Here is a 15174-nt window from a genome sequence, read left to right on the forward strand (position 1 = left end):
ATATCACCGTGGTTGTAGCATCATGGGTAGGCCGCCTTGTGGGCGTAATGTCAGCCGACATTCAATGCTCACTTGGTGGCCTGAAACTAGTTTTGGCGTGAAGTGCTGTGCCAATGTCGCTAAGCAGAGAACCCCCTCATAAAGTCCGAAGCGTTTTCCGAGACAAACCCGTGGGCCTACGCTAAAGGGTAGATAGGCGAATTTGTCTGGACGTGGAGACTCTGGAAGAAAACGCTCTGGCACAAAATGATCGGGTGCTTCCCATAATTTACGATGCCGGTGCAACAACCAAGGAGACACCAACAAAACGGTGCCTTGACGCACATCTCGATTGCGCACCTTATCGTCTCCCCGCGCTTGTCGGCTTAGCATAGGTACAGGCGGATATAGCCGCATGGCTTCTTCAAATACCGCCATGGTGTAGGGCAGATTAGCGACATCTTCGTAGCACGGTGTTCTACCATCGAGCACTTCATCAAGTTCATGCTGCAGGCGCGCCATAGCATGAGGGTCATAATCGAGTAAATACCAACACCATGCTAGTGCATTGGCGGTTGTTTCATGTCCTGCCATAAACATGACAATCGCTTCATTACGCACTGCTTTTCGGCCCATCGGGCAGCTATTATCTCCACCATCCTTCATAGACGTCATAAAGCTCTCAATCAGGCTATGCTGTCCTTGCCCTGATCTATACGTATGACGATCAATGATGCGGTCAATAATTTCATGCACTTGTTTTGCCGAATAACGCGTACGTGCTCTTCGTAGTGGATTACCTAGCAAACTTAAAAATGGCAATCCCAGCATATTGGCCATATCTAAGTGCTCAGAATGACGCTGGTATTCGGTAAAACCAGCCACCACCTGCTCAGCTTCTTCGTCTGTGGTGTCATCCCCAAAAATCGTTCGGCCAATGATACGCGCGGTCAAATGAGCCATCTCAGTCAGCATATCAATGGGCGCGTCCGATGGATGTTGGGCCCAGCGCTTGGCAGTCTCCTCCGCCGAGGCGGTCATGGTGGTACAGAAACCGGGCAACAGGCCATTCGTTAGCGATGGCGCACACTGGCGTCGACGCTGGCGCCACAAATCGCCATCGCTGACAAACAACCCATCATCAAGTAGCGGTTCCAGAGCACGACGCATTTGCGGACTTTTACGATCATAGTTGTCATGTTGTTCAAGGAAAACACGACGAACCGTATCGGGGCTATTACACAAGACATAGTCTTGCTTCATCAACGACATGCGCGAAGTACGTATTGAGTAATCTTCTTCCCGCCAGACAGAAAGTAAATTGTGCTGCGCCAAACGCAGCCGATGCACGATGCCTTTGCTGGCTGAAACAGGCGTTACCTTGACCGGAGGTTCCAAACACTTAGCACTGTTCAATGCCTCAGAAAGCCCCTGGTGGCCATTCGAGTTGTTTGTTGTTATCGCTTTGGATAAAACACTATCGTGGTGCATTGTCCCCTGCCCTACTATTTATATGTTTGGAAATCGACTCTTATTCGCGGGACATACTTTTTAACTAAATTTAACGACGCCTACTTTAACAGGAATAGGCGGTTTGAGGCATCGGAGGCTATCTACCCTGTTTTGCAAAAACTCTTCAGCGGCTTACTATCATTGGTTCTGTTTAACTAACTCCGATGTACCGCCCTGGTTTGTGGTTCAAGGCAATAATCAAATTCAGCGTCAGAGCCCCCAACACAGAGTAACCCACGCGGTCTAACGGAAGTTGGGTTAGTGCCACCAGCAGAATTAGTCCGTCGATGCCCAACTGCACATAGCCTGCTCGCAGGCCGTGCTTTTCTTGCAGGTAGAGCGCGAGAATATTAATTCCCCCTAGGCTGGTTCGATGCCGGAACAGCATCAACATGCCTATGCCCATTAAAGCGCCCCCCATCAACGCAGCGTACAGCGATGGAACATTGGCAAACTGTACCCAGCCTTGGGTGAGTTCAGAAAACAGCGACACCAAGCCAATCGCCGCAAACGTGCGCAGCGTAAAACTCCACCCCATACGCTTAATCGCCAAATAGTAAAACGGCAAATTAATGGTAAAAAACCAGAAGCCAAATCCCCAACCAGTCACGTAATTCAGCAGTAATGCCAGCCCCGCGGTGCTGCCAGTAATCAATACTGAATGGGTGTAAAATGCCACTCCTAAAGCAACAAACAGCGTGCCAAGTAGCATGGCCATCATATCTTCATAGTATTTATGCGGATCTTTAGGAAGATCGTCCCGCATGAGGGTGTCCTTTTGTAGAATTGCTCGAGCACTGATTCCAAGAGACTCTGCAACGTCAGTGGCCTTAAAAGGCATCACCGGTAAGGGAGAACGTATTTCCGACGCTCAATGGCTCTTATCTCATCAACCTCCCATAACACTCTCTAGTACATTGGCGGCATTGGCTGCCCCATTTGCGTTCTGTACGGCGCTTGAAAAGCGTTGAGCAGATTGACGAAATACTGGTTCATGCATTAATCGCTCTAGTTGTCGCACCAATTTATTGGGATTAATTCTACGCACTGACATCTGCAAGCCGAATTTTTGGCGCACGCCAATTTGAGCATTGAGACGCTGCTCATAGTGGGCGGGCAGCGCCAGCATTGGCACACCAGCCGCTAATGACTGATACATACTGCCATTCCCACCGTGATATAGCATTGCTCGGGCATGAGCCAAAAGCTGCGAGCCAGGCGCATAGCGCGTAAAACGGAAATTATTCGGGGCAGCGTTCATAACCTCTTCGCTCACCTGACCACCAGTGGTCACCATAAAACGATAGGGCAGCGCTCCCAACGTGGGGTAAGTGCTACACAGGAAGTGCTCCAACAATCCTGTTGAACCCATGGTGATATAAACATTGGGCGTACCATCTTGGAGTTCATCAAACCAGTCAGGTAACGGCGCCGCTAGGTCAGGTGAGATCGGCCCCACCATATGATAGTCGCGAAACCGTTTAGGCAAGCTGTAGAGCCCTGGTAAATCAGGCGAAATCATTGGCATGTTATAGAGCATGTCAAAGGCATTTTGGTCTGGCCGCTGATACTTCTGATAAAGTCGCCGTCGGATACCAGATAATAAATAGCGATCTAAGCCTTTAGCAGCATAGTAGGTCGGCGTTGGCGGCGTTAGCAGTCTCGCGGCATAGCCATTCATGACACCAGCACACGGTACGCCGGCAATGTACGCAGCGGTACTGGCACTTACCGTGGCATCACCCACCACTAGATCAGGTTTGACCTTTTCGATAGCCTGCAGCTGGGACTCAACAATCTTGCTCAGAGGCGCCCAATAGCGTAGGTGCACCATATCCCAAAAGGAGGCTTTCCAACCAAGACGCTGAAAGCGTGACCATATGTCGGGAAGATTCGGCTCCCGAGCATAGAGAAGAGGGAACCCCGCGTCTTGAACAAGGCCCAAGCGAGAACTGGGATGGTCAGGGTCATCACCGGCGAAAAACACCTCGTGCCCGCGCTGACGCAGCACGTTGGCTATCTCGATACAACGCACAGTATGCGCAAGCACCCAACCCAAGGGAAAAAACAGGATACGTGACGGTTTGGCAGCCACATTGCTACCACTAAGTAAGCCTGACATACCAAGTTTCCTGTCTTATTCAACCATCAAATGATGTTGCCCACTGACTAAAACCCGCGAATAGCAAAGAAGATTAAACTGGGCTAGCGTGCTCGACCATCAATTGGAGAGTTTCACGCCCTCGCCAGCGATTGCGATTAAGCTTATAGGCGCAGTGCAACGTATCGCCCACGCCAAACGAGGGCAGCTCTCCTGGCGTTAACGCGCGAAACCAGATCGCTTTACTGGTCACCGCGCCCATGGAAAGCTCCATCATCAGATGCGAACCTTCAGCGCCGACGGGGCGTAGCGCCTCAACAATAAATCGCCCTTCAAACAGGGGCGGGTCAAATTCACGCCCGTAAGGGCCAAGGGCTTCGACCTCGGTAAGCGTTACCAGAGACAGCTGAGCGGTAGAAAGCTCGCCATCTGTCCACAGCCGCGGGTAAAGCGGCGTATCGCCCAGCTGCTCGCCAACTGCCTGTAAAAAGGCGGCTTTAAAGGCCGCTAGCTGCTCTCTTGGCACGCCGACACCGGCCGCCCCACTGTGGCCGCCAAAGCGTGGTAACGCCTCGGGGGCTAGCTCAAAGGTGCGTTGCAACGCATCGCGCAGATGCAGGCCATCAATCGAGCGGCCAGAGCCGGTCAACATATTGGGCGCCGCCGCGCGAGTCAGCACCAATGCAGGGCGGCCATAGGCCTGCACCAGCCGTGAAGCGACAATTCCCTGTACGCCTGGGTGGCCGTCTTCTAGCAGCACCACCACCGCAGGCTCATTGGCTTCCAGCGCAGGAGCAGCAAGCGTACGTGCCTCTTCTGCCATGTCCGCCTCGATCGCCTTACGGGACTGATTGTCCTGGTCGAGCACCTCTAGCTGGCGATTGGCGACACTGTCGCTTTCCGCCAGCATAAAGTGCAGCGCCGCGTAGGGGTCATCTAGCCGCGAACGGGCGTTGATTCTGGGCCCCATTTGAAACGCCAGCGTTTCGGCATTAAACGGCACACTATCGGCGCCAAGCCGCGCTGCCATGGCACGCCAACAGGCAGCATCCATGCGGTTAATCAGCGTTAACCCATGACTCACCACGGCACGGTTAGCGGGGCTACCGCCCAGTGAAACACAGTCCGCTACGGTGCCTAGTGCGACATAAGAGAGCCACGGCGATAGCTTGGGCGTCGCGTCAGGCAGCGCTCCCCATTCAATCAATACCCCGCGGGCAAGCGACATCAAAAGCCACGCCACCATGCACCCCGCAATGGTTTTATCGGGATAGTCACAATCACTGCGTGTTGGGTTAACACAGGCGTAGGCGGAAGGCGGCGGGCCTTCCAACGGCAGCGCGTGATGGTCGCTGACCACCACATCAATACCGGCGGCTTTGAGTCGTGCAATCCGCGGCTCATCTGAGCTACCGCAGTCGGCGGTAATCACCAGAGTGGGCAGCGGCTTTAAACCAAGCGTGCGTTCCACCAGCGGCAAGCTAATGCCATAGCCATCGTGGATACGGTGCCCAATCAAACTATGTAGTTTGTGTTCGGGTACGCCAAACAGCTCCACTAGCGTGCGCCGAATCACCACGTGGGAGGTAATACCATCCACGTCGTAATCGGTGAGAATGCCGATGGACTCCCCTTCTGCCACTGCTTGGGCGATCCGTTCAGCGGCGCGGCGGCCATCGGCTAACTTTTCGGGGTGCGCTAAGTAACGCAGGCTTGGCGCCACCAACGGTGCAAGCTCTCCCGTGTAACCCGGTAGGCGTGAGGCCAATAGCCGTGCCTGTAGCTCGCTTAAGCCTTCCGCCTGGGCACGCACATACACGGCCTCGTCCAGTGGACGAGGCTCTAAGCGTGGCTGATTGGCGTTCTGCTGCGCGAGTGCTGGTTCGTCGGCCATGACGCCTCAGCGCCGATTATCAGCGACAAACTGCTGCACGGCGCTTAGCTCAGCGGGCAACACTGTGTAACGCTCTTCGCGCTCCAGCAGGTCGTCCATATGAGTGGGCAACGGCACGCCCTGGAAGCCTGCTTTGACCACGGCTTCAGCAAACTTCGCTGGATGCGCGGTCGCCAGTGTAATCACCGGCGTCGTGTTATCCACTCGTGCGCGCTCTGCAGCGCGGTAGCCAGTCGCCGTATGGGGGTCAAGAATTTCCCCAGTACGGTGGTGAGCTTCACGAATGACTTCAAGAATGGTCGCATCATCCACACTGTGGCTGGCAAACTTTTCACGCAGCTTGGCCAGCGGTGCATCGGCAAGCGCCGTAGGCTCTTGCTGGAAACGCTCTAGCAGCGCTGCCACAGCGGCACCGTCACGGTCGTAAGCATCGAACAGTAAACGCTCAAAATTTGACGAGACAACAATATCCATCGAAGGCGCAAGCGTCGCTGCCAACTCTTTTTTGGAAAAGTCGTTGGCCGTCAGCGTACGATGCAGAATGTCGTTGGAGTTAGTGGCGATAATGAACTGCTTAACCGGCAAGCCCATTTTATAGGCCATATAACCGGCAAACACGTTACCGAAATTAGCCGACGGAACGCAGAAGCTAACTTCCCTCTGGGGTGCACCCAATGCAACGCCAGCAGCAATGTAGTAAACGATCTGCGCCATAATGCGCGCCCAGTTGATCGAGTTCACAGCCACTAAGCGCGTGCCATTCAGGAAGTCCTGGTTGGCAAAGCTGGCCTTGACCATTGCCTGGGCGTCATCGAAGTTACCTTCAATGGCGATATTAAACACGTTATCAGCCAGCACCGAGGTCATCTGGCGGCGCTGAACTTCTGATACACGGTTATGTGGATGAAGAATAAAAATGTCGAGGTTATCGCAGTGGCGACAGCCTTCAATGGCCGCTGATCCCGTGTCTCCAGAGGTCGCGCCCATAATTACGGCACGCTCGTCACGCTTTTTCAAAAAGTGGTCTAGCAGCCGCCCAAGCAGCTGCAACGCAACGTCCTTAAACGCAAGCGTCGGGCCGTGGAACTGCTCTAGCAGAAAGTGACCAGCATCTAGCTGCTTAAGCGGCACGACGGCGTCATGGTTGAACGTGGCATAGGCTTCTGTCACTAAGCGACGGAACGTCTCATCGTCAATTTCGCCATTTACAAACGGCTTCATCACCCGAAACGCAATCTCGGCGTAGGAAAGACCGGCCATGCTGGCCAGCTCTTCCTTGGAAAACTCGGGCAGTGTTTCCGGCACGTAAAGCCCGCCGTCGCTGGCCATACCCGTCAATACTACTTCTTCAAAGGAGAGCGCGGGCGCTTGGCCGCGCGTACTGATATAACGCATGGGTTACTCTCCTTCGTCCAGACTTTCAACGCGGATACGGGTCACCGGGCCAGCAATATCCGCCATGGACTCGATCTCACGAATCGCTTCGTTCATCTGCTTTTCTTTGGTGCGGTGCGTCAGCAGAATGATCGGCACCAGTTCACCTTCGGTCGCTTCTTTCTGGATCAGCGCCTCAATAGAGATGCCCTGCTCAGCCAGGATGGTGGCGACACGTGCCAATACACCGGGACGATCCACCGCCAGCAGACGCAGATAATACGCCGTGGTGATGTCTTCCATCGGCATAATAGGCAGTTGGCTCACATCTTCATCAATGCCGCTAAAGGCCAGATATGGCACCCGGTAGTGGTGATCGGTAGTGATGTCACGCGCCACGTCTAGCAGGTCAGCGACCACCGCAGAAGCCGTTGGCTCAGCGCCAGCCCCAGCGCCATAATAAAGCGTTGGGCCAACTGCATCGCCCATCACAGCAATCGCATTTTTAACGCCGTGCACATTGGCCAGCAAGCGCTCTTTAGGAATCAGCGTCGGGTGAACCCGCAGTTCCAGCCCTTGATCAGTTCGCTTAGAAATACCCAGGTGTTTAATCACGTAGCCCAGGTTATCGGCCTGCTCAACGTCTTCGGCGGTAATGCGGGAAATCCCCTCGGTAAAGGCTTTTTCAAACTGCAGCGGCACGCCATAGGCAATGGATGCCAGAATGGTCAACTTATGGGCAGCGTCGATACCCTCCACATCAAAGGTGGGATCAGATTCGGCATAACCTAACGCCTGCGCTTCAGCCAACACATCTTCAAACGCGCGGCCTTCATCACGCATGTGCGTGAGGATGTAGTTGCCGGTGCCATTAATGATGCCCGCTACCCACTCGATGCGGTTAGCACCCAGGCCTTCGCGTAACGATTTGATGACCGGAATACCGCCCGCAACGGCTGCTTCAAAGGCAACAATAACGCCTTTCTCATGAGCGGCGCGGAAAATTTCGTTACCGTGAACCGCAATCAAGGCCTTGTTGGCAGTCACGACGTGTTTGCCGTTCTCAATAGCGGTCAGTACCAATTCACGGGCGATGTCATAACCGCCGATTAACTCTACCAGCACATCCACATTGGGGTTGTTAGCCACCTCAAACACGTCAGAGGTCGCATTAATGCCGGTAATATCGCAGTCAGGATGAATACTGCGGTGGGCAACCTGCTCAATCACAATCGGGCGGCCTGCACGACGGCTAATGTCATCAGCGTTACGTGTTAATACGTTGAATGTACCGCCACCGACCGTACCTAACCCACAAATGCCTACTCTTACCGGTTTCAAAATACTTCCCCTTTCGTGATGGGCACCCCAGGTGCCGCCTCTTAAATCAGTGTCTCAGCGCTATCGTTCGTCACTTAAGTGACGTTATTCGTCGTTCAAGCCTAACATGCTAACGAGCCGGTCGGGGGGTACAAACCCAGGTACCATTTGCCCGTTAGGCAACACAATGGCGGGCGTACCCTGCACCCCCAGCACTTTACCTAATTCGTACTGTTCGGCAACGGGGTTATCGCAGTTAGCCGAAGCTGCTAACGTTTGGTCTTGTTTGGCTTGCGTCATAGCCTCGCTGCGATTTTCTGAACACCATACTTGCTCAAGCGTCGTCGCGGCACCACTGCCCATACCTGCACGCGGGAACGCCATATAGTGTACAGCGATACCACGTTCGTTAAGCTCTGGAATCGCCTCATGCAGACGCACGCAGTAAGGACAGGTTGGATCAGTAAATACAATAACCGTGGCTTTAGGCTCATTTACGCCTTGGAAAACGACTCGCTCGCTCGCTGGAATAGAAGCAAGCGCCTCCGCTCTTTCCTGGTTTTGCGCCTGCTCGGTTAAGTTAATCAACCCATTATCCGCATTTTGGTAGAGGTCCCCTACCAAAAAGTGGCTGCCATCGGCATTGGAGTAGAAAGACTCCCCACTATCAAGAATAACGTGGTACACCCCATCCATCGGCGTTGCGTTTACTTGCTCCACCGGCATTGATTGGCCATTAACTTGTAAAGTTTCCGCCAAACGTTCTGCAACGGCGTCGGCACTGGCCACAACGGGCAGTAACAAGCCCGTCAACGCCAGCCAGGGAACACAGGATTTAGCAACTAAAGACCTACGTTGATGCATTGTATCTTCAACCTCGCGGATGGTGTTCGGCATGCAGCTGCTCCAAGCGCGCCTGGGCAACATGCGTATAAATTTGCGTTGTCGATAGATCGCTATGACCTAACAACAGCTGTACGACCCGCAAATTAGCCCCATGATTCAATAAATGGGTCGCAAACGCATGGCGCAACGTATGCGGCGACAGAGGACGGGTAATTCCTGCAGTTATCGCATGAACTTTAATACGGTGCCAAAACGTTTGCCGGGTCATGGCTTTATCTGCTCGGCCAGGGAATAGCGCCGGCCGCGTAGGATCTTGCATCAATGCAGGGCGCGCCGTCTTCAAATAACGCTCGATCCACTCGGCTGCTTCTTCTCCCATCGGGACCAGCCGGTCTTTATCGCCCTTGCCTCTTACGCGGACAACCCCTTGGCGAAGGTTGATCGCATCGCCCGTCAATCCCACCAATTCCGACACACGCAGCCCACAGGCATACAGCAGTTCAAGCATGGTGCGATCACGTATCCCAAGCAAAGTATTGGTATCAGGAGCAAGCAAGAGACGTTCCACTTCCTCCTCTTCCAAGGTATTCGGCAGGCTGGGTCGCACTGGCGGTAGCGCTACATTAGCTAATGGGTCGTTGGCAATATGCCCATAAAGCCGCGCCCAACGATAAAAGCTGCGCAGCGACGAAAGCAGCCGTGCATTGCTGCGTAGTTGATAACCTTGCTCTCGGCGCGCTTCCAACCATTCACTGAAACGCTCAGGCGAAGGGGTTAACAGTGTTTCCCCAGCGCTTTCGAGCTGTTGCTGCCAAGCGGTTAAATCATGACGATAAGCCGCTAACGTATGGTCGCTTGCCCCCTGTTCTAACCATAAGGCATCCAGATAGGCATCAATCACGCTCATAGGCTAACGGCCTCTTGACGGTGGCACCACACAAACAGAAACCCCGCCCCGCAAAGCGGTGACGGGGTTTTAGTATCCGAGCACAACGCCTGTCAAAAACAGCGTGCGCCCGTGAAAAAGTGGCCGTTAAGCCAGCTTTTCCTTGATACGCGCCGACTTGCCGCTGCGCTCGCGCAGGTAGTACAGCTTGGCTTGACGAACGTCGCCGCGACGCTTGACTTCAATAGAGTCAACCAGCGGGCTGTAGGTCTGGAAGGTACGCTCAACACCAACACCGTGTGAAATTTTACGTACGGTGAACGCGGAGTTCAGGCCACGGTTACGCTTACCGATGACCACACCTTCAAACGCCTGCAGACGCTCACGGGTACCTTCCTTTACTTTAACCTGAACGACAATGGTGTCGCCCGGTGCAAAGGCCGGAATCTCTTTACCCATTTGCTCGGATTCGATCGCCTGGATCACCTTGTTCTTGCTGCTCATTTTCATACTCCTGAATAACGTAATGGCTTGCCACGCAGTTGTGGGAGGGGCAAACCGTGATCCCGGCGCTCGAAGCGAGCCACGCGGGAGTCGTTATGGGTGACGCAGGTACGTAGGCTGACTGTCTCTATCTAGTAGATGATCTGCCTTATTCGCCCTGCACCGCCGCTCTGTCTTGATTAGCTGACAAACAGCTACTTCGCTGACAAAGCGTGTTCCTCGATAAACTCGTCTAGAAGCCGTTGCTGCTCGGCATCAAGCGTGCGTCCTGCTAACAGATCAGGACGGCGTTGCCATGTACGGCCTAATGACTGTTTTAACCGCCAGCGCTTGATAGCCGCATGATTACCGCTTAACAGCACATCAGGCACTTGTCGCCCGTCGATCGTTTCAGGACGGGTATAGTGCGGACAGTCTAACAAACCGTCATTGAACGAGTCTTCGATAGCGGAATCCTGGTGGCCCAATACACCGGGTACCAGCCGTGCCGCCGCGTCAATCAGCACCATTGCAGGCAACTCACCGCCGCTCAGCACATAGTCACCAATTGACCATTCTTCATCAATGTCACTCTCTACCACGCGCTCATCAATGCCTTCATAACGACCAGCGACCACAACTAAGGGGCCTGCTGAGGCGAGCGCTTGAACACCCTGCTGATCCAGCTTACGCCCTTGGGGCGAGAGATAGATCACGGTGGGCGATTGTCCCGTCGCTTGCTCTGCTCGTTGCCGAGCATCAAAGATAGCCGCACGTAGCGTGTCTACCTTCATCAGCATACCGGGGCCGCCGCCGTAAGGGCGATCGTCCACGCTGCGGTGGCGATCAGTGGCGTAGTCGCGCGGATTCCAAAACTCCAGGGCAATACGCTGTTTCTCTACCGCTCGACCGACCACACCTTGCTGAGTAATCGCATCGAACATTTCTGGAAACAGCGACACCACGCCAATCCACATCGCGGGAGCATCCGTCTGGCTGCTTTCTTCGCCGTCTGCTGCAGTAACGGTTGAATCAGTTACTGTGAGCTCGCTCAACAACTGCTTACTCAGGCCTGTTTTCAAAACTCAGGGTCCCAATTAACGACCATACGGCCATCGTCGAGGCTGATTTCAACAATCACATCGTCGGGTAAGAAAGGTAACAGTCGCTCACGCTTGTCGATTGCGTCGTTATCACCGCGCACCACCATGACATCGTTTGCGCCGGTTTCAAACAGGTAACTAACCTGCCCTAGCCGATCGCCTGACTGAGTAAAGACGGTTAAGCCTTCAAGCTCATGCCAGTAATACTCATCATCGGAAAGCGTAGGCAATGCTTCTTTCGGCATCACGATGTCCGTTTGCGCCAGCGCTTCGGCTGCCGTTCGGTCATCAATACCTTTTAGCTGCACCACAAGACCTTTGCCTTGCCGACGACCCTGAATAACGGTCATGCGCGTAAGGGTTTCACCTTGGCGCACCCACCACTCGGGGTATTCCATGATGCTGTCTATGGGATTGGTATAGGAGTAGACCTTAAGCCAACCTTTAATCCCGTGAGGGCTAGTTAGCTTACCAAGCACCACATGTGCGTCGTCTGTATGGCTAGTTTCAAAACGCGTCATCGACGACCGCTCCAACAAATTACAACGACAACATCACCTACTATCACTTACTGACAGCCACGCACTAAAAGGCTTAAGCCTGTTTACGCGCTTCTTTAACCAGCTCAGCAACGCGACCAGACAGCTGTGCGCCTTGGCTCTGCCAGTGAGTAACACGCTCAAGATCAACGCGCAGACGCTCTTCTTGACCACGGGCAACCGGGTTGAAGAAACCGATACGCTCGATGAAACGACCGTCACGGGCGTTGCGTGAATCAGTAACAGTCAGGTGATAAAAGGGACGCTTTTTGGCGCCACCACGTGCCAAACGAATGGTAACCATACGATAACTATCCTTCGGTTGAGGTTACGAGAGTGTGAAATAGCGCAGATCGCTAACAGAACACTCGTCATACTATTTTCTCGGTACCGCAGATCAAAATCAGTGATTTGCTGCGTACCATCAGGATCTTCACTGGCAGATAGTAAGCCGATGCTTGCGCATTTTTGCCAACACCCACGCATGAAGAGGCCGCATTCTACGCAAATGCGCTCGGCTTGGAAAGCCTGACAGCCAGAAAACTCATAAGCCGTCAACCTTGCCAAGCACGTTGCGACATTGCCAACAGTGGCTTAACGCCAAGGAAGGCCGCCAGGGCCACCCATACCGCCCATGCCACCGGGACCACCTGGTCCACCCGGCCCGCCGCCGCCCATCATGCCGGACATACCGCGCATCATTTTCTGCATGCCGCCTTTTTTGCCCGCTTTTTTCATCATTTTCTGCATCTGCTTATGCTGTTTTAGCAGACGATTTAGATCCGGCACTTGCAGGCCAGCACCCGCAGCAATACGACGTTTGCGCGAACCATTGATAATATCTGGTTTGCGGCGCTCTTTTGGCGTCATAGAGTTAATCAACGCTTCTAGCTTGCCAAGCTCTTTTTCCGGGCCGGGGCCTTGGGCCATTTCTGCCATTTGCCCCATGCCGGGTAACTTACCAAGCAGGCCGCCCATGCCACCCATTTTCTTGAGCTGCTGTAACTGATCACGAAAATCTTCCAGATCAAAGCCATCGCCCTTTTTGACCTTACTGGCCAGTTTAGCGGCTTTATCTTTATCTACCGTGCGTTCGGCTTCTTCGATCAGCGACAGCATGTCGCCCATACCCAGAATCCGTGATGCCACGCGATCCGGGTGGAAAGGCTCAAGGGCGTCTACCTTCTCACCAACCCCCATGAACTTAATCGGCTTGCCAGTAATATGGCGAACCGAAAGCGCCGCACCACCACGGGCGTCACCGTCAGCCTTGGTAAGAATCACCCCGGTCAGCGGCAGAGCATCGTGAAATGCTTTCGCTGTATTCACCGCATCCTGGCCGGTCATGGCATCAACCACAAACAGCGTTTCGTCCGGTGAAATGGCCTTATGCAGGGCCTGAATTTCGGCCATCATCGCTTCATCGATGGCTAGCCGCCCCGCGGTATCGACTAGGACAACATCATGAAACTGAATTTTGGCGTGCTTGATCGCCGCCGTGGCAATATCCACCGGTTTTTGATCGGAACGAGAGGGGAAGAAATCCACCTGAACTTCTTTTGCCAGCGTCTCAAGCTGATCGATGGCCGCTGGGCGGTAGACATCGGCAGAGACTACCAGCACTTTTTTCTTTTCGCGCTCGCGCAGGTAACGCGCCAGCTTGGCAACAGAGGTGGTTTTACCCGCCCCCTGCAGGCCGGCCATCAACACAACCGCAGGCGAACTTTTCAGGGATAAGCCTTCATTGGCTTCGCCCATAATCGCTTCCAGCTCTTGCTGGACGATTTTGACAAATTGTTGGCCTGGCGAAAGGCTCTTCGAGACTTCCTGACCAACAGCACGTTCGCGTACACGCTCAATAAATGCTTTCACCACTGGCAAGGCAACATCGGCCTCTAACAGGGCTTTACGCACCTCGCGCAGGGTGTCTTTAATGTTGTCGTCAGTTAGCCGCGCTTGGCCTTTGATCGACTTCAACGTCTGGGAAAGACGCTCACTCAGATTCTGAAACATGGGGCCTCTGCCTCCGTCGTTGTCGCCGGGCGGTCTCACCGGACGAATGTGTAGGCGATTATACGCGCTCGCCGCGCGAGTCTCCATGGTCGTCAACGTTGGTTATCGATGGCTGTGCGACGCCGCTATGATTGGTTATAGTAGGCAGACTGTTCTAGATTGAACGGTTTCGCATTGCTGATTTTCACAATGCCGGTTTTTATAGCCTTGTCTTTACAACATTGATCTCAACAACGCGCTGCAAGGCGCACGGATAGCATCATGCAGGCGCTCCCTTTCGCCACGATCGCTTTTATTCTTTATGTTGCCGCTGCTATTTGGCAGGGCATGACTTTATTTCGCCGCGTACCACCCCGCCAGGGTATGGTGCGCTTACTCGGTGCACTGGGACTTTTGCTGCATATCCCAGTGGTTGTAGAACTTGTTAGTGCAGCCCCGGGGCTACTTCCCGGCTTCACTACCAGCGCTACGCTTTTGATGGCTGTGGCTGTTAATGTGGTGTTGGTCGCCAGCTTGTTTAAGCCTGTGCTTAACGCTGGCATTGTGCTATTCCCTCTCGCGGGTATCGCGCTTATTGTTGCCACTTGGCTTCCTAGCCAGGGCAGTCACAGCGGCTTAACACCCGGCATTTTACTACACGCCGTCAGCTCTGCTCTGGCCTTTGCCGTTTTGGCGATTGCAGCGATTCAAGCGGTATTAGTCGGCTTGCAGAACCAAGCACTGCGCCATCACCATATTCGCGGCATTGTGCAATCGTTACCACCGCTGACGACCATGGAAAGAGTACTGTTTGAACTGGTATGGTCGGGCATTCTGTTGCTAACACTCTCGATCATCAGCGGGCTCATTTTCCTCGACAATATGTTTGCTCAGCATTTGGTACATAAAACGGTACTTTCGCTGGGCGCCTGGATTATTTTTACCACGCTTTTAGTGGGTCGATATCGTTTTGGCTGGCGCGGCATGCGTGCTGTGCGCTGGACGCTAGGTGGGTGCGTACTGTTACTGCTTGCTTACTTTGGCAGTAAGTTTGTACTGGAAATATTGCTCAATCGCTAAACACATGCTTATCGCATTATCAGCACTGACTTAGCTTGGCGTTGATAACAGTGGTCTTGACAGGC

Annotated in this window: 14 protein-coding genes; 1 reads left to right on the forward strand and 13 read right to left on the reverse strand. The window is 53.7% G+C overall.

Annotated elements, in window-relative coordinates:
- Positions 1-3: 3 nt before the first annotated feature.
- The 13 genes from CR46_RS0116145 to ffh all read right to left on the reverse strand — a co-directional run bounded on the left by CR46_RS0116145 (position 4) and on the right by ffh (position 14050).
- A complete protein-coding gene (locus CR46_RS0116145) occupies positions 4-1470 on the reverse strand; it encodes a cytochrome P450 (protein ID WP_030074410.1) in 1467 nt (488 codons plus the stop codon).
- Positions 1471-1642: 172 nt separating this feature from the next.
- Positions 1643-2257: a YitT family protein gene (locus CR46_RS0116150; RefSeq protein WP_030074412.1), complete on the reverse strand. Its 615-nt coding sequence runs from the start codon at positions 2255-2257 to the stop codon at positions 1643-1645.
- A gap of 123 nt (positions 2258-2380) precedes the next feature.
- Positions 2381-3613, reverse strand: a complete 1233-nt coding sequence (locus tag CR46_RS0116155; protein WP_030074414.1) for a glycosyltransferase — start codon at positions 3611-3613, stop codon at positions 2381-2383.
- A 73-nt stretch (positions 3614-3686) separates the two neighbouring features.
- A complete protein-coding gene (locus CR46_RS0116160; protein ID WP_030074415.1) occupies positions 3687-5486 on the reverse strand; it encodes a single-stranded-DNA-specific exonuclease RecJ in 1800 nt (599 codons plus the stop codon).
- A 6-nt stretch (positions 5487-5492) separates the two neighbouring features.
- Complete coding sequence (thrC, locus tag CR46_RS0116165) at positions 5493-6881, reverse strand: threonine synthase (protein ID WP_030074418.1); 1389 nt, start codon at positions 6879-6881, stop codon at positions 5493-5495.
- 3 nt (positions 6882-6884) lie between these two features.
- Positions 6885-8201 (reverse strand): homoserine dehydrogenase, encoded by a 1317-nt coding sequence (locus CR46_RS0116170; RefSeq protein WP_030074419.1) that lies wholly within the window; start codon positions 8199-8201, stop codon positions 6885-6887.
- An 84-nt stretch (positions 8202-8285) separates the two neighbouring features.
- Positions 8286-9077, reverse strand: coding sequence for a DsbC family protein (locus CR46_RS0116175; protein ID WP_030074422.1), 792 nt, complete (start codon positions 9075-9077; stop codon positions 8286-8288).
- Positions 9052-9933, reverse strand: coding sequence for a site-specific tyrosine recombinase XerD (xerD, locus tag CR46_RS0116180; protein WP_030074423.1), 882 nt, complete (start codon positions 9931-9933; stop codon positions 9052-9054). Before xerD ends, CR46_RS0116175 begins: the two co-directional genes overlap by 26 nt.
- Positions 9934-10059: 126 nt before the next feature.
- The gene (gene rplS / locus CR46_RS0116185; protein ID WP_009724084.1) at positions 10060-10416 is read right to left on the reverse strand and encodes a 50S ribosomal protein L19; all 357 of its coding nucleotides are present in this window, start codon (positions 10414-10416) and stop codon (positions 10060-10062) included.
- A 194-nt stretch (positions 10417-10610) separates the two neighbouring features.
- Positions 10611-11372 carry a tRNA (guanosine(37)-N1)-methyltransferase TrmD gene (trmD, locus tag CR46_RS0116190; RefSeq protein WP_030074425.1) on the reverse strand — a complete coding sequence of 254 codons (762 nt, stop codon included), beginning with the start codon at positions 11370-11372 and terminating at the stop codon, positions 10611-10613.
- A gap of 101 nt (positions 11373-11473) precedes the next feature.
- Positions 11474-12019, reverse strand: a complete 546-nt coding sequence (rimM, locus tag CR46_RS0116195; RefSeq protein WP_030074426.1) for a ribosome maturation factor RimM — start codon at positions 12017-12019, stop codon at positions 11474-11476.
- Positions 12020-12092: 73 nt separating this feature from the next.
- On the reverse strand, positions 12093-12341 hold the full coding sequence (rpsP, locus tag CR46_RS0116200) for a 30S ribosomal protein S16 (protein WP_009724081.1): 249 nt from the start codon (positions 12339-12341) through the stop codon (positions 12093-12095).
- 290 nt (positions 12342-12631) lie between these two features.
- Positions 12632-14050 (reverse strand): signal recognition particle protein, encoded by a 1419-nt coding sequence (gene ffh, locus CR46_RS0116205; RefSeq protein ID WP_030074429.1) that lies wholly within the window; start codon positions 14048-14050, stop codon positions 12632-12634.
- 261 nt (positions 14051-14311) lie between these two features.
- Between ffh and CR46_RS0116210 the strand changes: the two genes are divergently transcribed.
- Positions 14312-15109, forward strand: a complete 798-nt coding sequence (locus CR46_RS0116210; RefSeq protein WP_030074430.1) for a cytochrome C assembly family protein — start codon at positions 14312-14314, stop codon at positions 15107-15109.
- The last annotated feature ends 65 nt before the right edge of the window (positions 15110-15174 follow it).

Source organism: Vreelandella neptunia (genome assembly GCF_000712975.1).
Taxonomy (GTDB): domain Bacteria; phylum Pseudomonadota; class Gammaproteobacteria; order Pseudomonadales; family Halomonadaceae; genus Vreelandella; species Vreelandella qaidamensis.

Bases quoted from the DNA above. Each gene is read 5' to 3' on its own strand.
- CR46_RS0116155 (WP_030074414.1), bottom strand. From the start codon at position 3,613: ATGTCAGGCTTACTTAGTGGTAGCAATGTGGCTGCCAAACCGTCACGT.
- rpsP (WP_009724081.1), bottom strand. From the start codon at position 12,341: ATGGTTACCATTCGTTTGGCACGTGGTGGCGCCAAAAAGCGTCCCTTT.
- rimM (WP_030074426.1), bottom strand. From the start codon at position 12,019: ATGACGCGTTTTGAAACTAGCCATACAGACGACGCACATGTGGTGCTT.
- CR46_RS0116150 (WP_030074412.1), bottom strand. From the start codon at position 2,257: ATGCGGGACGATCTTCCTAAAGATCCGCATAAATACTATGAAGATATG.
- rplS (WP_009724084.1), bottom strand. From the start codon at position 10,416: ATGAGCAGCAAGAACAAGGTGATCCAGGCGATCGAATCCGAGCAAATG.
- CR46_RS0116145 (WP_030074410.1), bottom strand. From the start codon at position 1,470: ATGCACCACGATAGTGTTTTATCCAAAGCGATAACAACAAACAACTCG.
- thrC (WP_030074418.1), bottom strand. From the start codon at position 6,881: ATGCGTTATATCAGTACGCGCGGCCAAGCGCCCGCGCTCTCCTTTGAA.
- trmD (WP_030074425.1), bottom strand. From the start codon at position 11,372: ATGTGGATTGGCGTGGTGTCGCTGTTTCCAGAAATGTTCGATGCGATT.
- xerD (WP_030074423.1), bottom strand. From the start codon at position 9,933: ATGAGCGTGATTGATGCCTATCTGGATGCCTTATGGTTAGAACAGGGG.
- CR46_RS0116175 (WP_030074422.1), bottom strand. From the start codon at position 9,077: ATGCCGAACACCATCCGCGAGGTTGAAGATACAATGCATCAACGTAGG.
- CR46_RS0116160 (WP_030074415.1), bottom strand. From the start codon at position 5,486: ATGGCCGACGAACCAGCACTCGCGCAGCAGAACGCCAATCAGCCACGC.
- CR46_RS0116210 (WP_030074430.1), top strand. From the start codon at position 14,312: ATGCAGGCGCTCCCTTTCGCCACGATCGCTTTTATTCTTTATGTTGCC.
- ffh (WP_030074429.1), bottom strand. From the start codon at position 14,050: ATGTTTCAGAATCTGAGTGAGCGTCTTTCCCAGACGTTGAAGTCGATC.